Source organism: Shewanella sp. DNRA4, from assembly GCF_012843185.1.
In the GTDB taxonomy this organism is placed as follows: domain Bacteria; phylum Pseudomonadota; class Gammaproteobacteria; order Enterobacterales; family Shewanellaceae; genus Shewanella; species Shewanella xiamenensis.
Genome location: NZ_JABAIP010000010.1, coordinates 37,462 through 58,665 on the forward strand (window position 1 = coordinate 37,462; position 21,204 = coordinate 58,665).

Consider the following 21,204-nt stretch of genomic DNA (forward strand, 5'->3'; position numbering starts at 1 on the left):
TCCTAATGCATAACAGTTACTCAACACAGCCACCCTTTACACATACATATGTTCCACGGTTTGGTGTTGTAAATTTCCAAGATTCTTTAGCAACCTCTTCCGTCGTTGCAGGGACCGTTTTAACACCTACACCAGCTTGGCTGGCCGCAAATAATCGTCTGTTATCAAGCGTAAAGGTAAAACCATCCTGCAAAAATGTTCTAATTGGAGGAAGATCATTCGGCGAGAGTTTACCAGAACGCAACGCATCAATGGTTTCTTGAAGTAATCGCCCATCCTTAAACGAAGCACTGACGCTACTCTGTGTAAATCTTATCGTGCTTGGGTTCGCTAACCCCTTCGCCCCACCCAACCGTGCTCCTGCCAGGGTTTCTACATAGAATAAATCTAGCCACCCATTTTAAATCAATAACATAATGCACTTTAGGTTTGCCTACAACTTGTACGAGCTAAAATGACTTGAGTGGGAGTCATCAACGTCGTAGGGACTGCATATAAGAAAATAAATTGCGCGAATTCCTTCAAAAATGGGTATTTCAGACGAGGTAAATTGGCCCATAGTACTTGGGATATGTTCTGGATGTAGGCTTTTGAAGTGATATAAACCGTTGTCAGTTACTGTTAAAGTGCTGACAGCTTGACGCAAAGTGCCGTCGTCGCTTTTCTAAGTGTTCGCAGTAATCGGTCAGCTCTTGCAATGTGCCTACAGGGCCATGAAATAACTTGCCAAATTCGGTGGTCAGCTTGAGCCAATTGTCATGGGGGATATTTAATCTGTTCAGTATCTTGGCGCTACTTTCACTGATGCATCCACGTTTATCATTGCGAATAATTCGGCCCCTATCATCCACCAACTGAAGGTAATCTTTTAATGAAAACGCAATGCCATTGGGTTGGTTGTCGCACTCATTACCAATAAAAGGCAGGAGATTGCTCGGCTGCTCACCTTTTAATGCGGCCCGAATACGTAGTTGGATACTGGTATGGTCGGATTGTTCTGGTGTATCAGCAAGTTGCGCTCTAATCGGATTCAAATCAACATAGGCCATACAGGCTAATACCGCAGCTTCATCGAGTAGGGCTTGCGATTTAAACCGCCCTTCCCAGAACCTGCCTGTACAGTTATCTTCTTGATTTGCTTGTCTTGCAATCGGTTCGTTGAGGCAGCGCATAAACCATGAGATATCACACAAACGACTGCGATAAAGGGCGATTAAATGCTTTAATCTGCTCACCTCATGCGCTTCAACTAACTCACCTTTAACGAATTTTTGCGTTAATTCATCGCCTTTAAACAACTTATGCCACTGCTCAAGCACTTCGCGGTCAGTCCAACGATTTGCCGTCTCAATATCAACTCGCAGCACCACATGCAGATGATTCGACATCACCGCATAAGCAGCTACATCAATTGCAAAAACCGCTGCAAGTTCAAATAGTAGCGATTCTACCCAAGCGCGGCGATGGTCGTAGTTTTTACCCGAATAGGTATCATCACCACATAAAAATGCCTGCCGCACCACGCGGCTACAGCAATGGTAATAGGGCGTGTCTTCAAGACTTATCTGAGTTCTGCGAGGGCGCGGCATACAAACCTCCTTGTTCAATGCTTAACCAAAGCATAGTCGGAGGTTAACTACTGCGCTATTGAGGTTGGGTGTCCAGTTTCGGTAATTTTTGAGTTTCGGATTAAAAATTCTATGGGTTTAACGCTCGCATTTGCGGCAAATTGGAGCGCAGCGGAAATGTGTCCGAAACATGCGCTTGTTAGGGCTTGCTCTTGATGCCGATTTGCTTCGCAAACTCGGGATCTATCCAAGCCGACTCTATTTGGCTAGGCTCTAGTTCAACTTCTTTTGGAGCGGAACACCTAGAAACAAAATCATCTACTGACTTAGAAAGAAACTCGTTCTCTCCTGTTTCGTGCTCCCAGAAGCACACAGCCTCATTACGCAGAACGAAATAGTTGCCGCAATCGTCTTCGGCAAGGACATTCGAAGTGGATAAGACTTCAGGAAATGGCTCCTTGGCTTTTCGGATTACGCCGTATTCAACGCCAGTTTCGCTTTTGAATATATTACCAAATGCTCGATTCACATCTTAGCCCTAACATTTTATTAGTGCGCATGCGCGTTTACCTCGTTTGACCAGTAAAAACGCGCACAGTTAACTACTTGTATTGCAAATAACTTATCAGCTTCTCTTCAAATATACTATCTGGAAAAACGCGCATGCGCGTTTTCCAAACCTATTATCTCAAATCGCAAATACATAACATATTGATATAAATTAATTATATGAATTAGCACACGTACAAACGCGCAAATTTTTTTCACTTTTTTCCTTGATATCCGAGAATTTCAAATAATACTGTATAAAATAACAGTATTTGGTGGTGAGGGTCATCATGAGTATAAAAAGCCCATTTCTAAGCGGTCTTCAAGAAGAAATGCGTATGCGTGGTTACAGTATTAGAACGGAAAAAACGTATTTGTATTGGATCAAGGCATTCATTAACTTTCACGACAAGCGTCACCCCAAAACAATGGGAACGGAAGAAGTTACACAATTTTTAACCTTCCTTGCCAATCAACGAAATGTGGCCATCAACACACAAAAAATTGCACTTAACGCATTAGCCTATTTGTATCAGAAGCATTTGCACCATGAGCTTGGGGATTTAGGTTTTTGCTACGCCACTAAACAGAGACATTTACCGACAGTGTTATCCCCATCAGAAATCTCACTAATACTAAATGAACTTGATGGCCGCGATAGGCTAATAATAGAACTACTCTATGGTAGTGGACTAAGAGTTTCAGAATGCCTCAGGTTACGTATCCAAGATATTGATATTGTGAGAGCTTCGCTGACCGTTAGAGACGGTAAAGGACATAAAGATAGGCAAACCATCCTCAGCCATAGATGCGCAGAAAAGCTCACTACATATATTGAAAAGGCTATTAAAATTCAACAGAATCATAACCAGCAAGGGATAGGTCCATCTCTGCCAAATGCATTAGAACGTAAGTATCCAAATGCGTTTAGGCAACACGGGTGGATGTTTATTTTCCCTTCCAGCACAACCTGTATCAATCCTTATACAGGAACACTTTGCAGGCATCATTTACATCAAAGTGTTATTCGTAAAGCGCTCGGGAATGCCGTGCGTAATATTCAAATGAATAAACGCGTCACCTGCCATACGTTTAGGCATAGCTTCGCAACCCATTTACTTCAAGCTGGTCGTGATATAAGAAGTGTTCAAGAGTTACTGGGCCACAATGACGTTAGTACCACACAAATCTATACACATGTACTTGGCCAACATTTTGCGGGAACAACTAGCCCGTTAGACACATTATAAATGTCAGAGTCCTTTTGTAACTCTGTAGCATTACTAAAATTGAGTCAACATACTGATGTTAAAGTGAGCTAGATACTACTTTGCTAACGAGGAATGGGGCATTAGCTTTTTTGCCAAATGAACAGTGCAATGGTCGTCAAAATTGCTATTGTTGCAACAGTGACCGTTGGCGACATGGATGTCGCCGTCGAGCCTATAGGGACATATTCACGGCGTGTCACTGGGGAAACAATGACAATTCATCCTACACACCTGACGACAAACTTATCTCGCTTTGGGGCAAAAAAGCTTTTAGTCTGATGAACAGTTCAATGGTCGTTAAGATTGCCACTGTTGCAACAGTGACCGTTGGGGGCGATCTTTCACATCTGCTCCATAGGGATATGGGAAATGCCACTATGATGTTGGGAACATCATTGGCCATGTGAACGTGGCATTTACACTTCCATGTGTTGCAGATACCGCCGTCGAGTCTATAGGGATACTTCTTGTTAAATAGGCGGCGTGTCACTGGGGAAGTAGTGGCAATGTATTAATGCCATATTCGATTCAGCTTTGGCTGCGTTGCTGGAAAAACAATGACAATCAATATCTGCACTATGTGACTATAAAATTCGAAGAACCCTTAACATTATTAATGGCGGCAAACCAATACGCACTCTGCCATTTTTGTATAACACTTTATTCTTCCTAACAAATTAACTTTTCGCTTTGCTCTGGGCGGATAAACCAAGGTTTAAATAAAAATCCCTGTACTAGATCGACATTCAGCTCGCGGGCTAGCTGGAGCTGGGCTTCGGTTTCTATGCCTTCGAGGATGCATTGTTTGCCAGTGCGTTTGCCAAATTCAATCAATGCACTGAGTAGTGCGATACCGTGAGGTTCGGCAACTAAATTTAGCCAGTGACGATCAAACTTCAGGTAATCCACATTCATCATTAAATCGACCGACAGCATGGAGTGGGGCGCACCGATATCATCAAGTGCCACGTTAATATTGGCTGCTTTAAATTGATGAAACAGTTGATTGGCAAGCTCGGCGTCATTAATGCAGGTATTCTCAATAATCTCTACTGTGACTTGCGGGTGACTGGAGAATAGGTCGAGTAACTTTTGGGTATGCACGCCGTTAGCTGCATGGGGATCGACATTCACAAACAAGCTTTGTTCAGCGGGGGCGTGTTTAAGCTGAAAGGCTTTGGCCTGAAACTCGATTGAAGCAAGTGCATCGCTGTTTTCGTGTAACTGCTCAAATACCAGATTAGGAGCGATGGCTTGACCTTGCTCAAGGTAGAAACGGGCGAGTGCTTCATAACCATGAATGTGTTTAGTGTGAGGGCAAACGAAGGGTTGGTATTCGCAACTTAAGGATAAACCGCTGAGCTTGAGCATGTAACAACGCATGGATAATGACTAATTGCTAATTATTCGCATTTAATAGTGCTAAGTGCAAATAAGTTTGCCTGAGTGATGTGCGTTTGCTGATTTTATATACATAGCTTAACGGTATGAATTTGAAACGGTATTATGTTAGTGAATGCGATAAAGGTGGCCTTTGCCACCTTTATTACATTTAGTCTTGTCCTTAGTAATGGAATTTCAGCTCAGCCTCGTTAAATAAAGGCTGTGGCTGTTGTTTTTGCGCTTCGTAAATCAAGCGATAACTTAACACGGCTTGTACATATTCACGGGTTTCGGTGAAGGGAATAGACTCGATAAAACTCATCGCATCGAGTTGACCATTTGATTCCGATAACCAGCGGCGAACCCTTGATGGGCCTGCGTTATAAGCGGCTGTGGCTAATACGCGGTTTTGATTGAACTCCTTCAATAATTGGGCGTAATAGGCGCTGCCTAAGTTTAAGTTAAGTTCGGCACTGTAGAGATCCTTTGGATCGTTGTATTTAGCACCGTGTTTTTTTGCTGTGGCCTTGGCGGTCGCGGGCATAATCTGCATTAAACCGCGGGCACCAACGCCAGACGTTGCATAGAGGAAAAACGCACTTTCGCGTCGGCTAATGGCGCGGATTTCATCGATATTAACTTTGTGCTTTTTGCTCGCATGTTCGAAGCCTGATTGATGCGCCATTGGGAACCGTAGAGGGATGTCGTCCCAAAGTTTGCCTTGAATACTGGCTTCGACGCCAAAGTCATACCAGCCTTGATCATGGGCATAACGGCCATAACGAGCACGCATGTCATTATTGCTGCGTTTGAGCAGTGCCACCCATTCATAGCGGGCATCGAAATAACGATCGAGCGCCATCAGCTCCTGTACGCGCACAAAACCCAAATCATCTTCGAGTTTTGGACTGTTCCCATTGATAACTGGCTCAGGACTTTGATTTAGCGATACGGGCTTATTCAATAATTGTGAGGCGGCAAAACCATAAAAGCCGCGCTCATTGCTAACGGCCGCTAGGGCTTTGGTGGCGCTTTCTGGGGCGTGTTTGGCATTGGTGCGATACAGCCAATATTGCCAGCGCTCTTTGGCTTGAGCTTCAGGTGATAATAAATCTAAGTAGCGGGCAATATGGGTGCTGTCCTGCTCGCGAATCGCCCAACGTAAACGACGTTCGAACATATCGTCGCTTTTCATCTCTGGCAGCAGATTATCGGCCCAGTCTTTAAAATTATCATCCTGCTCAATCAATACACGGCGCACCAGATACTTTTGCAGCTGTAGATCTTGCGCGGGACTAAAACGTTTGGCTTTTTGATACCGAGTATATAAATCGATGGCTTGGTCGAGATCTTTACGGGCAAGGCGTTTTAACCCAGCAGCAACGATATCGCCAACAATAGGATTTTTGTCTTTAAATTTTTCAGTATGGCGCAGGCTATTGGGATCTTTAAAAACGGCGACTAAGCGTTTTGCTTCGGCGCTATGGACCGTAATTTTTTGCGATAGAAAGCTCAAAAGACTGGTTTGGCCTTCATCGAAGCTCACTAACATCCGTGCCCAAATCACCTCTTGAGTGCGCTTGCCAGCTTTGGTCCAAGCATTGAACAGAGGATCACATTCTTTCGGACGGGAATCACCATAGACCCATAGCGACTGCGCGGCGGTATAGGCGGTTTGGGTTTCACCTTTGGCAAGTTTTGCCTCATAAAAATAACACTGTAGCCTGACATCGGTTGGCGCATCTTGAGCCAGCGTCAGAAAATCGTTCCAGCGCTTTTGGCTACCAGCATTCAATAAATATTTCGAACGCAGTCTTTGGTACATTGGTGTTGTTTGATATTTATCTATCAAAAACTTAGCGTCATTACCGCGTAAATCATTGAGCCGACCTATATCGATATCATGGTCTAAGTAGATCGCCAGCGGATATTCACCTAACTTAGCACGCAGGGGCTTATAGGTTGCATAGTCTTGTTTCTTCAAGGCTTTTTCAGCCTCAAGAAAAGTCTTTTGGGTCGACGTTAAAGCAAAAGCCGCAGAGGCATTAAATGCACCTGCGATAATAATTGCGCTGGATAACACCATCTTTGTGAATGGGTTGCACATGCAGAACTTGCCTCCGGGCATCAAGGTTACAATCGATTTTTCCCTATCGATTCAGGATTAATAGTGATTTAGGCGTTTTGCTGCGTTTGGGTGTTGAGTTGTTCGAGTGCGGTGGCATCCTCAATTTTTGTTACCCTGGTTTGGTGTTCAGTTGTTTTAGCTGAGCTATCGTTTTCGAACTCGCTGGTTTCATCAATATCACTGTCGTCTAAGGCTTCATTGAGCGCCTTCTCAAGTAACATCTTATCGAGTTGTTTGCTGGTATCAACACCCAGTTGCTGCATTAAATGCGCTTGACGTACCAAATTGCCTTTGCCAGAGGATAATTTATTCATGGCACTGTGATAGGTTTTCTCGGCGTTATCTAAAGCGCGGCCAAGTTTTTCCATATCGTCGAGGTAGCCGCAGAGTTTGTCGTAGATCCGGCCTGCTTGTTTGGCAATGGTTTGGGCGTGTTGGTTTTGATACTCGTAACGCCAGATATTATTGATGGTACGCAGGGCAACCAAGAGGTTGGTTGGGCTGACCAGCATAATATTTTGCTCAAGGGCAAAGTTAACAAGGCTTGGGTCATGCTCTAAAGCCAGCAAAAACGCGGGCTCGATGGGGATAAACATCAGCACATAATCTAAGCTTTTAAGCCCGTGTAAACGCTGATAATCCTTTTGACTCAATCCCTTAATATGATTTCGGATCGATAAAACGTGCTCATTGATGGCTTGCTCACGCACCAGCGGATCTTCACTATTAAAATAACGCTCGTAGCTGACAAGCGACATTTTAGCATCGATCACCACGTCTTTATTTTCAGGCAAATGCACGATGACATCGGGCTTAAAGCGTTTGCCGCTGTCGTCTTTGAGATCCTGTTGGGTATGGTACTCGTGGCCTTCGCGCAGGCCGCTTTCTTGCAGCACGCGGTCTAAAATCACTTCGCCCCAGTTGCCTTGCTGCTTATTATCGCCTTTTAGGGCTTTTGTCAGGTTAATGGCATCTTGGCTCATTTTTAAGTTGAGCTCACGCAAGTGCTCTAATTGATGTTTGAGTGCACTACGCTCGGATTGCTCATGGTTATAGGATTCGCGGATTTGCTGCCTAAAACCTTCTAACTGTTGCTTTAACGGCCCAAGTACGCCTTCTAATTGATTGGCGTTTTGGTGTTTAAAGTTTTCGCTGCGCTCTTCGAAAATACGGTTGGCGAGATTTTCAAATTGGGTTTGCAGACGTACTTCGGCACTTTCAAGGGTGGCGATCTTTTCCCGCAGTGATTCTTGCTGGGCATCCGCTTTGGCCTGAATGGTTTGTTGTAGGGCATTGGATTTAGACAACGCCAGTTGTAATTCGAGTTGACGGCGATGACTATCGTTTAATTGCTGCTCTAAACTCGGCACTCGCTCGGCTAAGGCCTCGGCTTTGCCTAGATGTTCGATTTTTTGCTCTAGGCGCTGCTGGCATTGACGGAGTTGGCTATCTTTATCATCCACTAAGATTTGCTGCTGCGCGAGGGAAAGCTCTGCATCTTCGTTCACTTGGCGCATTTCTTGTTCTAACTCGTCCTTAAACTGTTGCCAGCGAGAACGGGTGAGACGTTGATTGAGTAGGGCACCGATTAACAGTCCTAAAAAGGCCACGGCGATTAGGCCGATGATCTGGGCGAGGGAAAAAGATTGAGAAAATGGCATCTTACTAGCACTCCTTTTGCGATGGCGCCTAGGGTCGCATGCCCCTAGAAAGGCTTCAAGTGCTTTAATAAACAATCTGTTTAGCTGATGACTCAAATGAGCAAGACTTAGTCGCTTAGGTTGATATAGTGTGAGGGATGAAATTTTTTTGCGGTTTTCTGTGTCTATATCCCTAAGCTTATCAACACAGGTTAATTTACCTGAGCTTTATGGGTGAGAGCTTAGCGTTAGCAAAAGCCGGTACATAACATTTTATTTCTGCAGAGGTGTCCATTGGCTAATCAATCACGTTTTACACCGGGTATTTTGAAAAAAGCACGCTGGCATATACAAGACAATCAAGTTACTCCTGAGTCGGTCTTTAAGGCACGCCGCCACATAGTGAAAGCCATGGGGTTAGGTGCGATTGGTGCCAGTATCCCAGGTTATGTGCAGGCTGGATTATTCGATCTGTTTGGTGATCAGCCCAAAACCAGCTTTATCACCACGCCACTGACTTTTGAGGCCAATGCGCGCTTTGGTCAGGGTGAGGAGCTTACACCATTTGATAAGGTCACAACTCATAATAACTTTTATGAGTTTGGTACCAGCAAACAAGACCCGTCTGATAATGCGCAGCAGTATAAAGTCGACCCTTGGCAATTGCGTATTGAAGGGGAAGTTGAGCGCCCCATGACACTTGATTACCAGGATCTAACCAAGCTGTTTCCGCTTGAAGAGCGTACTTATCGACTGCGCTGTGTTGAAGCTTGGTCGATGGTGATCCCTTGGGTAGGGTTTCCTCTTGCGGCGTTATTGAAAAAAGTGGGCGTAACCAGCAAGGGAAAATATGTCGCTTTTGAGACCGCCTTCGATCCCGAGCAAATGCCAGGACAAAAAAGCCGTTTAATGGGCGGTGGCATTCATTATCCCTATGTGGAAGGCTTAACCATTACCGAGGCGATGAATGAACTGACGCTGATGTCCGTCGGGCTGTATGGTAAAACCCTGCCGCCGCAAAATGGCGCGCCAATTCGGTTAGTGGTGCCGTGGAAATATGGTTTTAAGAGCATTAAATCCATTGTGCGTATTCGGGTGATGGACAAGCAGCCACCCACCAGCTGGAATCAACTCGCACCCCATGAGTACGGGTTTTATGCCAATGTGAACCCAGCTGTCGATCATCCCCGGTGGTCACAGGCGAGTGAGCGGCGCATCGGTGAAGGTGGGTTATTCTCGGCGCAGCGCATCGATACATTGCCTTTTAATGGCTATGGCGAGTTTGTGGCCTCTTTATATGACGGCATGGATTTGAGGCAGTTTTATTAACCCATTCGGCGACCGTATTCTAGGCGCAATCGATTGCGCCTGTTGCAATATCTGTCTAGCGAGATAATGGTTAGCGCCATTAAAGGGGAAAAGAGTAGGAGTCTTATGTTCAACATCACGGCGTTAAGAGTCACGCCAAAACAGCTGCTCTGGGTAAAGTTAGTCTTTCATTTGATTGGGCTTATCCCGATTACTTGGTTGGTTTTTACTGTGCTGTCGGGGCGTGCGGGCGGCGACCCTGTGCAGCATATTATCCACTTTACTGGAATTGGCGCACTCAATGCGCTACTGGCAACACTACTGATTTCACCTATTGCCAAGAGATTTAAGTTAGGTTGGTTAATGCAGACTCGCAGGCTTGTCGGCCTGTATGTGTTTGCCTATGCCACTCTGCATATTGTGGCGTTTTTCAGTTTAGATCTGCTGTTTGCCTGGGAGTTATTCTTCAGCGAGGTGGCGAAACGGCCTTATATTTTAGTTGGTGCTGTGGCTTATGTGATTGTGAGCGCCTTAGCGATTACCTCATTTAAGGTCTTAATGCGAAAAATGGGCCGCCGTTGGCAAACGCTGCACAATGGAGTGTATGTCGTGGCGATACTAGCACCGATCCATTTTTATTGGTCGGTCAAATCCGAAATCATCGAACCGAGTCTGTATATCCTCGGTTTTGGTTTGTTGCTCGCATGGCGTTTACCCATTTGGCAGAAGAAGCGCAGCAGCCGTATCGCGATGGCCGCCGAGGGCAAGCGATAATCTGTAGTGTTGGCATTTATCAACGAGCAAAGAAAACGGCGTTTGCATACACCGCAAGCGCCGTTTTTATATCAGACGTTGGAAGAGAATAGGTTTAACCTAAACCTTGGGTTGCCGATTTCATTTGAATAAATTCAATCTTATAGCCGTCAGGGTCTTCCACAAAGGCGATTTCGGTGGTGCCACCCGCAACAGGGCCAGGCGCGCGTGTCACTTTACCGCCTGCGGCGGCAATGGCTTCACAACGAGCATAAATGTCTTCATCACCAATGGCGATATGGCCAAAGCCTGTGCCGAGATCGTATTTTTCAGTGCCCCAGTTATAGGTCAATTCAATCACCGCTTGGCCTGTTGACTCTTCACCGTAGCCCACGAAGGCTAAAGAATATTTGTATTCTGGGTTTTCTGAGGTGCGTAGCAGCTTCATACCAAGTATTTGAGTGTAAAAATTAATACTGCGCTCTAAGTTACCAACGCGGATCATTGTGTGTAACAATTGTGACATAGGATTATCTCGGTCAATGAATTATGCCGGCATTATAACAAAAATCATTGTTAATCGAGTCTTAATGTTAATCGAATAAGCGAATTGCTATGCCTTGATTTTTGAGTTGATGTGCGCTAGGTGAGGTTGCGTGGTGTGAGCTGTATCACGTCACCATTAAACGCGATGTGAAAAGTACAGGATAATTTAGGTCTTGCTCACAAAATAACTATCTCAATATAGGCATTTATCGCAGGCTTGATAATAATGGGTTCATACCCACTAGGAGAGTGAATATGAACACCGAACTTAAAATGGCGCTAGGTACTACAGTTGTAATTGCTTTATTTTTCAGTGCATTCTTCGTATCTATGTTCTGATACCGCATTCTAATCAAATCCTGTGTTAAGGCGCTTAAATCGGTTGATTTAAGCGCCTTTGTGTTTCTAGACTCCGCCGTTTTCCGTATCTGTCCGTTTTAACATCTCGTGATTGTCGGCAATATTTCTGCAAATAGTTTGAAAAATGATTATTTTGATATTTATATATTTTGATTTTCAAACTAAAATGTTGGCAGACATCATCAAACACCACAGGTACTTTTGTCCAAATCGGTCAGATAAGGGCAGGGAACGTAGGAAAGAATAATGAAAATAACCCCTTCAACAACAATGTCGCAGCCAAGTCATGGCGTTGGACACTCCATCGCCCAATGGCAACATCCCCATGGATTCTCTACACAAAATACTGATGGCGAAAAAAATACCCGTTATGTGCTGTATTTAACGGTTATCACTATGGTGGCCGAGATTGTGGCGGGCACGATATACGGCTCTATGGCATTGCTGGCCGATGGTTGGCATATGGGCACTCATGCCGCCGCCTTTATGATTACGCTGTTTGCCTATTCCTATGCCCGTAAGCATGCCAATGATCCAACCTTTGCCTTTGGTACCGGTAAAGTGAGTGTCCTTGGCGGTTATACCAGCGCCATCGCCTTAGGACTGGTTGCACTTATCATGCTTATCGAATCAGGGATGCGTTTGATAAACCCTGAGAATATTCACTTTAATGAGGCCATTTTCGTGGCCTTGATTGGATTAAGTGTGAACGTATTAAGCGTGTTCCTGTTGAAAGACCATCACTCCCACGACCATGGACATTCACACGGTCACTCTCATGGCAACACTCACGCACATGATCATGATGATGAGAACGATGACCATAAGGCTCATCAAGATAATCATTGCTGCCATGGGCACGATCATCATGCTGCTGACCATGACCATGACCATGACCATGACCATGACCATGACCATGACCATGATAACCATTCACACAACCACGCACATGGACATTCCCATGGGCATTCGGGGCATGATCACAACCTGAGAGCGGCTTATTTTCACGTATTAGCCGATGCATTAACCTCAGTGCTGGCGATTGCCGCACTCTTATTCGGTAAATATATGGGCTTAACCTGGCTCGACCCGATTATGGGGATTGTAGGGGCAATTATTATCAGTCGCTGGTCATGGGGATTGATTCAGCAAACGAGTCCAATTTTGCTCGACGGCGGGGTAAATGCTGCGTTACAGCGTAAAGTGCGCGAAACCATTGAAGCGGTGCCTGATCACCAAGTCGCCGATTTACATATTTGGCGCGTGAGTGCCGATCACCATGCTATTATGTTATCCATAGTGTCCCACTCACCGAAAGAAGCCAGTTATTTTAATCAGTTACTGACTAAGTTCCCTGAGTTATCCCATATTACTATTGAGCTGCATACTTGTCGTCAACGTGAGTGTGTCGCTAAGGAAGCCTAATGACAGTTGCACCGCAGCATGATGCTCTATCAGCCTCGGCCGTCCATTCCACGGATCAGGCGTTAAACCATGTGATTATTGAGTTTTATGAAAAATTATCATCTTGGGAGCATGCTATCGTGCGTGATAAGGGTTTTAGCCTATCACAGGTTCACACCATTGAATTATTGGGAGTGCACGGCGCGATGCGGATGAAGGAACTTGCTGATAAAATTGGGGTAACGACTGGCACGCTTACGGTGCAAATCGATAAGATGGTCGAATCCCAATGGGTTGTGCGCCGCCCGCACGAAACCGATAGGCGCTCGATTCTGGTCGAGTTAACCGAAAAGGGCCAAGCACTATTTCTTGAGCATGATGCGCTGCATTTGCAATTAACGACCGATCTCACTGCTAAAATGAGTGCGGAGGAGCGCAGCGTGCTGCTGAACATGCTGACGCGGATGAACCAAGAGTTTTAATTGCACATTTATGTAGCTCATTAAGTCACGATTAAAGCGCCCCGATGGGCGCTTTTTTTATGACACAACATCTTGAATATTTTCGATTCATTCTCGATTAATCATCCGTGATTACAATATCTTATCTTTTGTTACATTCTTGTTGGATTAAAAGTTGAACTGAAAATCAATTAAGGTAATGTAGAGCAGAAATTAAGATGGAATCAATTTAAGGGCTCTGTTTAAGGACTATGTTTAAGGGCTCTGTTTAAAAAGGAATAACATGAATCGTAAATTACTGCCTTGGTGCATCGCAGGTGTGCTCACTATGACTGCTCAAGTTCACGCGCAAGAAGACAAGTATATTTGGCTTGAAGAGGTTGAAGGCGCCAAGCCTATGGAATGGGTTAAAGCCCAAAATGCCGCTTCTGCCGCTGAAATTAAAGCGTTCAAAGGGTTTGATACCTTAGTCGCAAATAGCCTCGCTATCCTCAATGACAAAGAGCGTATTCCTTACGCCACCCACATCGGCGACAAGCTGTATAACTTTTGGAAGGACGATACCCATGTCCGGGGGATTTATCGCCGCACGACCATGGAAGAATACACAAAGGCGCAACCCAAGTGGGAAACCGTGCTTGATGTCGATGCTTTAGGTAAGTTGGAATCGGTTAACTGGGTATTTAAGAGCATTGATTGCCAATATCCCGATAATCAACGTTGTTTTGTGTCTTTATCCCGTGGCGGCGCCGATGCGGTGGAAGTGCGTGAATTTGATTTAACCACTAAAGATTTTGTGCCAGCAAAAGATAAGCCATTCTTTTTAAAAGAAGCGAAATCTAGCCTAAGTTGGATAGATAAAGACCATGCATTTGTCGGCACCGACTTTGGCGATGGCCAAAGCATGACGGACTCGGGTTACCCCCGCGTGGTGAAGTTATGGCAACGTGGTACCCCACTTACCAACGCTAAGACGATTTTTAGTGGGGATAAAACCTCTGTCGCGGTATCGGGTTGGGTGATGTTCGACGATAAAACCCCGCTGAGCCTAGTCACAGAAGCACATACCTTTTACACCGCTACCCAATATGTTTATCAAGACGGAAAACTGACTAAGCTGCCAATCCCACAAGATGCCGAGATTAAAGGCTATTTCCAAGGAAAATTGTTTATTGAGCTCAAGAGTGACTTAGCAACGCCTGCAGCGACATTCAGCCAAGGCGCTGTGGTGTTCGCTAATGTGGCCGATCTAATTGCCCAAAAAGTCTCCTTCACTGAATTTGTGAGCCCAACCCCAACAGCATCTATCGCGCAGCTAAGTTTCAGTAAGAGCGCGATTTTTGTTAATTGGCTCGATAACGTGAAGAGCAAGCTGGTTCGCTACGAGCAAGATGAAAAAGGCGCATGGCAAAGCACGCCAGTGCCCTTTGAGGCCAACGGCGCGCTAACTGTGATGGATATGGAGCGTGACAGTGACGATTTCTTTGTCAACTACACTAGCTTCCTTGAGCCATCGAGCCTGTATACCGTCAATGCTAAGGCGCTTAAACCTCAAAAAATCAAAGGTATGCCTCAGCAGTTTGCGGCGGATAAATTTAAAACCGAGCAATATTTTGCCACCTCAAAGGATGGTACCAAAGTGCCTTATTTTGTGGTGATGGCAAAAAATCTTAAGCTCGATGGCAGCAATCCAACACTGCTTTATGGTTATGGCGGATTTGAAGTGTCTCTTCGCCCAGCGTATTCAGCTACCATTGGTAAAAACTGGTTAGAGCAGGGCGGTGTGTATGTACTGGCCAATATCCGAGGTGGCGGCGAGTATGGTCCTGCGTGGCATCAAGCGGCGCTTAAGCAGAATCGTCATAAGGCCTACGAGGACTTTGAGGCCATCGCTGAGGATTTGATCGCCCGTAAGATCACCTCGAGCAAGCATCTAGGCATTCAAGGCGGCAGTAACGGTGGTTTGCTGATGGGCGCCGCCTTTACCCGTCGTCCCGATCTCTATAATGCCGTGGTATGCCAAGTGCCTTTACTCGATATGTACCGTTTCAATAAGTTACTCGCTGGCGCAAGTTGGATGGGGGAGTACGGTAATCCTGATGTTCCAGAGGAATGGGCCTACATAAAAACTTACTCGCCATACCATAACCTGCATAAAGACGTGCATTATCCTAAGGTGTTTTTTACCACCTCAACCCGTGACGACAGGGTACATCCAGGGCACGCCCGCAAGATGGTGGCTAAGATGAAGGATATGGGTATTGATGTGCTTTACTATGAAAATATCGAAGGTGGGCATTCTGGGGCTGCAGATAATAATCAGGCTGCGGAACTAAATTCAATGGCGTTTGCCTACTTATTACAGCAGTTAAAATAATCGCACTTGTTACCGCAGTAAATTAACAAGCTGGGGTTAGTTCCGAGCAAGTCCCTATAGGTTGGGGAGTCAAAAACGGTCGAATGCCTTCAGATTCGGCCGTTTTTTTAATCTGCATTATAACTTGTTAATTATAAAGATTATTTAATTGAGGAGAATCTGACGACTTGCTAAGATGGCGCAAATTGTAGGGCATAAGATTGCCTTAAGAAAACTAAGTTAGCTTCGGCTCACTATTGATTTGAGAGACCATAACCAGTGCTGACGAGATTTAAAACCCTAACCGTGAATCGTTTCACTTTTATCACCGCAGTATTTTACGTTTGCGTTTTTAATATCCCACTGTTTGAAATTATCAAAAAAGGCATTGAAAAACAACCTGATGTCGATCCGGTTTTTATCGCCAGTATGCCGTTATTTTTGATCTTTGCGCTGAGTTTTGTGTTTTCGCTGTTTACAGTGAAGTATCTGCTAAAGCCCTTTTTTATCATCCTCACTTTATTATCATCTAGCGTGTTTTTTGCGGCCTTAAAATACAATATCGTGTTTGATTACGGCATGATTGAAAACACCTTTCAAACCAACAGCGCTGAAGCGCTGATGTATGTCAATTTTGCTTCCATACTCAATATGCTGCTTACGGGGATTTTGCCAGCCTATTTGATTTACAAAGCTGATATCCAATACAAGCCATTTTTCAAAGAGTTGCTACATAAAGTTTTGTTTATGCTGGCGATGTTAGCAGGGCTTGGGATTATCGCTTTCTTCTATTTCCAAGACTACGCTTCCTTTGGCCGCAATAATGATGAGATTAAGCGTTATATCGTGCCGACCTATTTTATTGGTGCGGCGGCTAAGTACATCAATGTGCATTACCTACAAACACCAATCAAATATGAACAGCTTGGCTTGGATGCAAAAAATGTCAGTCCCAATGCCAACGGTAAGCCCAATTTATTAGTGCTGGTGGTTGGGGAAACGGCTCGTTCGATGAACTATCAATACTATGGTTATGATAAACCGACTAACGCCCATACTCAGGGGCAAGGATTACTGGTCTTTAAGGATAGCCATTCTTGTGGGACGGCAACCGCAGTATCGCTGCCTTGCATGTTTTCCCGCATGGGACGCGATGACTATGATTCCCGCCGTGCCTATGCCCAAGACACGGCCGTTGATGTACTGAATCATGGCGGGATTAAGGTGCAATGGTTTGATAATGACTCGGGTTGTAAAGGCGTGTGCGATCAGGTTGAGAACATCACTATCGATTTAAAGAGCGATCCTGAGTTGTGCTCCGGTCAATATTGCTTTGATCAAGTTTTGTTGAACAAACTTGATGAAGCATTAGCTAACGCCGAGCAAAAAGATACTGTGATTGCGTTACACATTATTGGCAGTCACGGACCGACTTATTATCTCCGTTATCCGCCAGAGCACCGTAAATTCACCCCGGATTGCCCACGTAGCGATATCCAAAATTGCAGCACTGAGGAGTTAATGAATACCTACGACAATACTATTTTGTATACCGATTACATCATCAGTGAAGTCGTCAATAAGCTTAAACAACAGCAAGAAAAATTTGATACTGCCATGTTCTATCTATCCGATCATGGCGAGTCTTTGGGTGAAAAAGGAATGTATTTGCATGGCGCCCCTTACAGCATTGCGCCCATTGAGCAAACGAGTATTCCTATGCTGGCTTGGTTTTCTGAGGATTTTAGTCAAGACAATCATTTGAATATGGCCTGTCTTGCCAAAGAAGCCGAAAAGGGCGGCTTTTCCCATGACAATTTATTCGATAGCCTATTGGGATTAATGAATGTTCAAACTCAGGTTTATCAGCCTGAATTGGATATTTTTGCCCGCTGCCGAGGTTGAGCCGCTTTTGGCATAACATAAAAAATTAAAGGAGGATGGCAACATCCTCTTTTTGTTTTTGCGCGCCATCATAATAATCATTTTACCCAGTATCCAAAACGAAGCAGTTGAGTTAACTTAAGTTATACAAAATTATAACAACTCATGGATGCATGATTCATGTCTTTTCCTGCAGCAAATAAAGAGCTCGATTCAGCGGCTCAAATTTTACGTTTAGCTGTACCGCAAATGTCTGCGCTCGATATACCTGTTACGCCAGAAAACTACACCGTTTGGTATGAGTATTTTGCCCAGTCGAATCTTGATTTGAATCGTGCTATCGATGGTTTTCTTGCTAACAACGTGGTATTTACCAAAGAAGTGAATACCAGCCTGTACAAGAATTTTATCCAAGAAAAGTCCCCTGAAGTTATCGAAAATGTCCAGATTGAAACCCAGATATTGATTAACTCCCTCATCAGTAAAATTACTCAGTTAACCCAAGGGACGGAAGCATTTACAAGCACCTTGGCGGATTTTGGATTGCAACTGCAATCAACGCCCGATGTGAATACGTTAAATCAATTGGTCGATGGGGTGATTGATGAAATGCAGAATCTATTGGTCAATAACCAAGCCATGGAGCAGAGTCTCAATGCCATGGGGCAAGAAGTACAAAATTTAAAAACAGAAATGGAGAATTTAAGTCTGGCAGCAATGACAGATCAATTGACTTCGTTACATAACCGCCGAGCTTACGAAATTGCCATTCAGGACCATATCCATCGTGCGGAGGAACAACAAACCCGTTGTAGTTTATTACTTGTGGATATTGACAGATTTAAGATATTTAACGACACCTATGGGCATCAAATTGGCGACAAAGTCTTGGCTTATGTTGCGCTGGCTTTAAAACAATGTGTGCGTGGTGATGACTTTGTCGCCCGTTACGGCGGTGAGGAATTTGTGGTGTTACTGCCTAATACCCATTTTCATGATGCGCTGCAAGTGGCCGAGACTTTGAGGGAGCGGATCTCCGAGCGGCGCTTAGCCATAGGCAAAGATAAAAAACTCTCATTGGGCGCCATTACGGTGTCGATTGGCTTAGCCTCTTTGCAAAAGGGCGATGATGCAGAAACCTTGTTTAGCAGAGCGGATAAAGCCCTGTATGAAGCTAAATCTGATGGCCGTAATTGCGTGCGTGGCTGAGTTGTTGCTTATTATCAGTATAGTTTGAGGGCCTATGTATAATGGTTTAAGTGTAAGTAGTCACAGCATCCTTATGCTTCACTGATGCGAATCTTGGGTTCAGGATTGAGCGCCTTACGCCAATAAATGTTTAAAATGCAGCAAGCGATTGTTGGCGGGCATGGCGATATCTTCAACTAAGGTTAAGTTTTGGGCTTGGGCAAGGGTGACAATCCATTCAACATCTCGAATACCGCTTTCACTATCTCTTTGTTTTAATAAGTCATCAAATCGCCGATTGCTGTCGCTGGTATAGTGACCTTGATAGTTAAAAGGCCCGTACAGGCATAGGGAGTTGAGCTGTGGTAAATACTCACCTAAGCCATTAAAAAATGCTTCCACCTTGGGTTTACTCATAATATGTAAGGTATTGGCGCTGAATACTGCATCGATATGGGGGCCGTTGATAGGCCAAGGTAGTGATACATCAAGTGTAATAGGTAAGCCAAGATTATGAACGCCAAGTTGATGACCTTGTTGTAAACATCTTGCACTAATGTCCTCAAGATATTGCGCTTGATCGCTCGTTTGCCAAAAAAGTTGAGGGAGATTCGCTGCAAAATAAACGGCGTGTTGCCCAGTGCCGCTGCCGATTTCAAGTACTTGTTTGGTATTGGCAAAAGCGGTTTTTAATACCGCAAGAATAGGCGTTTTATTATTTTCACAGGCTTGAGAAAAGGGCAGAACATCAGTTGTTTGAGGTTGTATATCCTGCGGCATAGTTTCTCCTGATAGGTCATTGTTAAATAAATCTTTGTGAAATGCGTCTTTCTGATGGCGATTACCCTTGAGACAATAACGCAGGGTCAATTCTATTACCATCCTAGCGGGTGGTGCCTAGCTTAAGTCACTAACCTCGTTAATCCAATGGCTTAAGTTGTTTTGCCAAACTCGCTTATTTCCCTGTCAGGGGGCATTCTTCTGTTGACCATGATAATAGCTTCGTTATACTCAAAAATTCTGAACGTTTGTAAAAAATATTAAACGAAAAATCATAATAACATCGTGTAAGGAAACCCTATGTCAGCCAAACGCTGCGCCTCTTATTACAATGCCACTATTAAGCAAGAGTCTGATTATCCAGAACTTGAAGGTGATCTTCGTGTAGATGTTGCCATTATCGGCGGCGGGTTTACTGGGGTTGCAACAGCGGTTGAGTTGTCTGAAAAAGGCTACAAGGTCGCATTATTAGAGGCAAATAAAATTGCTTGGGGCGCGACTGGCCGTAATGGTGGTCAAGTGACCGGAAGCCTATCTGGCGATGCAGCGATGACCAAGCAATTACGCCGTCATCTTGGTCAGGATGCTGAGGATTATGTGTGGGATCTTCGCTGGCGTGGGCACGATATCATCAAAAGTAGAGTGGCGAAGTACAACATTGATTGTGATTTAAAATTTGGTCATATCCAGACGGCCTATCGCCCCACACATATGGCAGAGTTACAGCAAATGTTCGACGAGGCTAATCGCCGTGGCATGGGGGAGTTTATGACCTTAGTGCCTGAGCAGGAGATGCCCACCTATTTAGCCTCGCCCTTGTACCACGGCGGTTTAGTCAATCGGCGCAATATGCATCTGCATTCGGTAAATCTATGCCTTGGTGAGGCTCGAGCCGCGGCTTCATTGGGCGCTAAGATTTTTGAACATTCACAGGTGCTGGATATTCAGCAAGGAGAGCTTGCAACCGTGCTCACGCCAAAGGGAAGGGTAAAGGCAAACAGCGTGCTCATCGCGGGCAATGCCTACCACAAATTGGGCCGTCCCAAGCTACGGGGCATGTTATTTCCTGCCTCCCTTGGCAATTGTGCGACAGCCCAATTGCCGGCTGAGTTAGCTAAGCAACTTAATCCGCAGGATTTGGCCGTGTATGATTGCCGCTTCGTGCTGGATTATTACCGCTTAACTGCCGACAACCGTTTGATGTTTGGCGGTGGCACCAATTACAGCGGCCGCGATCCTAAAAACGTTGCCGCCGAGCTGCGCCCGGCGATTGAACGTACTTTCCCCCAGTTAAAGGGCGTCGACATTGAATTTGCCTGGGCTGGCATGGCGGGGATAGTGATTAACCGTATTCCCCAGTTGGGCAAAATTACTCCGAATATCTTCTATTGTCAGGGATATTCGGGCCATGGCGTGGCAACTTCCCATATCATGGCCGAGATCATGGGGCAGGCGATTGATGGTCAAATGCGAGAGTTCGATCTCTTCGCCGCCATGCGTCATATCCGGATCCCGCTGAATGAATGGTTTGGTAATCAGGCACTGGCCCTAGGTATGTTGTATTACACCCTCAGGGAAAACTGGCGCTAAACAGGTGGGGCGTCTGACGACAGCGAGATGATTGT

General features: G+C 45.0%; 17 protein-coding genes. 9 read left to right on the forward strand and 8 right to left on the reverse strand.

Features of this window, described 5'->3' with window-relative positions; genetic code table 11:
- Positions 1 to 16 precede the first annotated feature (16 nt).
- The 3 genes from HG547_RS12000 to HG547_RS12010 all read right to left on the reverse strand — a co-directional run bounded on the left by HG547_RS12000 (position 17) and on the right by HG547_RS12010 (position 2,097).
- On the reverse strand, positions 17 to 352 hold the full coding sequence (locus tag HG547_RS12000; RefSeq protein WP_169547957.1) for a hypothetical protein: 336 nt from the start codon (positions 350 to 352) through the stop codon (positions 17 to 19).
- A 259-nt stretch (positions 353 to 611) separates the two neighbouring features.
- Positions 612 to 1,589: a transposase gene (locus HG547_RS12005; RefSeq protein WP_169547958.1), complete on the reverse strand. Its 978-nt coding sequence runs from the start codon at positions 1,587 to 1,589 to the stop codon at positions 612 to 614.
- 178 nt (positions 1,590 to 1,767) lie between these two features.
- A complete protein-coding gene (locus tag HG547_RS12010; RefSeq protein ID WP_169547959.1) occupies positions 1,768 to 2,097 on the reverse strand; it encodes an SMI1/KNR4 family protein in 330 nt (109 codons plus the stop codon).
- A 310-nt stretch (positions 2,098 to 2,407) separates the two neighbouring features.
- Here HG547_RS12010 and HG547_RS12015 point away from each other — a divergent pair, with 310 nt between their 5' ends.
- On the forward strand, positions 2,408 to 3,367 hold the full coding sequence (locus HG547_RS12015; protein WP_169547960.1) for an integron integrase: 960 nt from the start codon (positions 2,408 to 2,410) through the stop codon (positions 3,365 to 3,367).
- 690 nt (positions 3,368 to 4,057) lie between these two features.
- Here the strand turns inward: HG547_RS12015 and HG547_RS12020 are convergent.
- The 3 genes from HG547_RS12020 to rmuC form a co-directional block, all read right to left on the reverse strand.
- Positions 4,058 to 4,759, reverse strand: a complete 702-nt coding sequence (locus HG547_RS12020) for an EAL domain-containing protein (RefSeq protein WP_169547961.1) — start codon at positions 4,757 to 4,759, stop codon at positions 4,058 to 4,060.
- A gap of 193 nt (positions 4,760 to 4,952) precedes the next feature.
- Positions 4,953 to 6,878, reverse strand: a complete 1,926-nt coding sequence (locus HG547_RS12025; RefSeq protein WP_047539644.1) for a transglycosylase SLT domain-containing protein — start codon at positions 6,876 to 6,878, stop codon at positions 4,953 to 4,955.
- Between the two features lie 68 nt (positions 6,879 to 6,946).
- Positions 6,947 to 8,560: a DNA recombination protein RmuC gene (rmuC, locus tag HG547_RS12030; protein WP_037417844.1), complete on the reverse strand. Its 1,614-nt coding sequence runs from the start codon at positions 8,558 to 8,560 to the stop codon at positions 6,947 to 6,949.
- A 273-nt stretch (positions 8,561 to 8,833) separates the two neighbouring features.
- Here rmuC and msrP point away from each other — a divergent pair, with 273 nt between their 5' ends.
- Both msrP and msrQ read left to right on the forward strand, forming a co-directional pair.
- Complete coding sequence (gene msrP / locus HG547_RS12035; RefSeq protein ID WP_169547962.1) at positions 8,834 to 9,868, forward strand: protein-methionine-sulfoxide reductase catalytic subunit MsrP; 1,035 nt, start codon at positions 8,834 to 8,836, stop codon at positions 9,866 to 9,868.
- 105 nt (positions 9,869 to 9,973) lie between these two features.
- A complete protein-coding gene (gene msrQ, locus HG547_RS12040) occupies positions 9,974 to 10,621 on the forward strand; it encodes a protein-methionine-sulfoxide reductase heme-binding subunit MsrQ (protein ID WP_126513171.1) in 648 nt (215 codons plus the stop codon).
- A gap of 94 nt (positions 10,622 to 10,715) precedes the next feature.
- Here the strand turns inward: msrQ and gloA are convergent, their stop codons facing one another.
- A complete protein-coding gene (gloA, locus tag HG547_RS12045) occupies positions 10,716 to 11,126 on the reverse strand; it encodes a lactoylglutathione lyase (RefSeq protein WP_037417829.1) in 411 nt (136 codons plus the stop codon).
- A gap of 626 nt (positions 11,127 to 11,752) precedes the next feature.
- On the opposite strand from gloA, the gene HG547_RS12050 reads away from it, so the two are divergent.
- From HG547_RS12050 to HG547_RS12070, 5 genes are all read left to right on the forward strand, one after another.
- Positions 11,753 to 12,931, forward strand: a complete 1,179-nt coding sequence (locus tag HG547_RS12050; RefSeq protein WP_169547963.1) for a cation diffusion facilitator family transporter — start codon at positions 11,753 to 11,755, stop codon at positions 12,929 to 12,931.
- Entirely contained in the window at positions 12,931 to 13,392 is a 462-nt protein-coding gene (locus HG547_RS12055; protein ID WP_169547964.1) for a MarR family transcriptional regulator, read from the forward strand. Before HG547_RS12050 ends, HG547_RS12055 begins: the two co-directional genes overlap by 1 nt.
- A gap of 262 nt (positions 13,393 to 13,654) precedes the next feature.
- The gene (locus HG547_RS12060; RefSeq protein ID WP_169547965.1) at positions 13,655 to 15,748 is read left to right on the forward strand and encodes a prolyl oligopeptidase family serine peptidase; all 2,094 of its coding nucleotides are present in this window, start codon (positions 13,655 to 13,657) and stop codon (positions 15,746 to 15,748) included.
- Positions 15,749 to 16,006: 258 nt separating this feature from the next.
- Positions 16,007 to 17,632 carry a phosphoethanolamine--lipid A transferase gene (locus HG547_RS12065; RefSeq protein ID WP_169547966.1) on the forward strand — a complete coding sequence of 542 codons (1,626 nt, stop codon included), beginning with the start codon at positions 16,007 to 16,009 and terminating at the stop codon, positions 17,630 to 17,632.
- 159 nt (positions 17,633 to 17,791) lie between these two features.
- A complete protein-coding gene (locus HG547_RS12070; RefSeq protein ID WP_169547967.1) occupies positions 17,792 to 18,820 on the forward strand; it encodes a GGDEF domain-containing protein in 1,029 nt (342 codons plus the stop codon).
- Between the two features lie 114 nt (positions 18,821 to 18,934).
- Here HG547_RS12070 and HG547_RS12075 read toward each other — a convergent pair whose 3' ends face one another.
- Positions 18,935 to 19,579 carry a DUF938 domain-containing protein gene (locus tag HG547_RS12075; RefSeq protein WP_169547968.1) on the reverse strand — a complete coding sequence of 215 codons (645 nt, stop codon included), beginning with the start codon at positions 19,577 to 19,579 and terminating at the stop codon, positions 18,935 to 18,937.
- 300 nt (positions 19,580 to 19,879) lie between these two features.
- Between HG547_RS12075 and HG547_RS12080 the strand changes: the two genes are divergently transcribed.
- Complete coding sequence (locus HG547_RS12080) at positions 19,880 to 21,169, forward strand: FAD-binding oxidoreductase (protein WP_169547969.1); 1,290 nt, start codon at positions 19,880 to 19,882, stop codon at positions 21,167 to 21,169.
- Positions 21,170 to 21,204: the final 35 nt, after the last annotated feature.

What these genes read in the sequence shown, in the direction of transcription:
- HG547_RS12050 (WP_169547963.1), top strand. Translation starts at nt 11,753, where the DNA reads ATGAAAATAACCCCTTCAACAACAATGTCGCAGCCAAGTCATGGCGTT.
- rmuC (WP_037417844.1), bottom strand. Translation starts at nt 8,560, where the DNA reads ATGCCATTTTCTCAATCTTTTTCCCTCGCCCAGATCATCGGCCTAATC.
- HG547_RS12020 (WP_169547961.1), bottom strand. Translation starts at nt 4,759, where the DNA reads ATGCTCAAGCTCAGCGGTTTATCCTTAAGTTGCGAATACCAACCCTTC.
- HG547_RS12055 (WP_169547964.1), top strand. Translation starts at nt 12,931, where the DNA reads ATGACAGTTGCACCGCAGCATGATGCTCTATCAGCCTCGGCCGTCCAT.
- HG547_RS12070 (WP_169547967.1), top strand. Translation starts at nt 17,792, where the DNA reads ATGTCTTTTCCTGCAGCAAATAAAGAGCTCGATTCAGCGGCTCAAATT.
- msrQ (WP_126513171.1), top strand. Translation starts at nt 9,974, where the DNA reads ATGTTCAACATCACGGCGTTAAGAGTCACGCCAAAACAGCTGCTCTGG.
- HG547_RS12075 (WP_169547968.1), bottom strand. Translation starts at nt 19,579, where the DNA reads ATGCCGCAGGATATACAACCTCAAACAACTGATGTTCTGCCCTTTTCT.
- HG547_RS12060 (WP_169547965.1), top strand. Translation starts at nt 13,655, where the DNA reads ATGAATCGTAAATTACTGCCTTGGTGCATCGCAGGTGTGCTCACTATG.
- HG547_RS12025 (WP_047539644.1), bottom strand. Translation starts at nt 6,878, where the DNA reads ATGTGCAACCCATTCACAAAGATGGTGTTATCCAGCGCAATTATTATC.
- HG547_RS12015 (WP_169547960.1), top strand. Translation starts at nt 2,408, where the DNA reads ATGAGTATAAAAAGCCCATTTCTAAGCGGTCTTCAAGAAGAAATGCGT.
- gloA (WP_037417829.1), bottom strand. Translation starts at nt 11,126, where the DNA reads ATGTCACAATTGTTACACACAATGATCCGCGTTGGTAACTTAGAGCGC.
- HG547_RS12080 (WP_169547969.1), top strand. Translation starts at nt 19,880, where the DNA reads ATGTCAGCCAAACGCTGCGCCTCTTATTACAATGCCACTATTAAGCAA.
- HG547_RS12005 (WP_169547958.1), bottom strand. Translation starts at nt 1,589, where the DNA reads ATGCCGCGCCCTCGCAGAACTCAGATAAGTCTTGAAGACACGCCCTAT.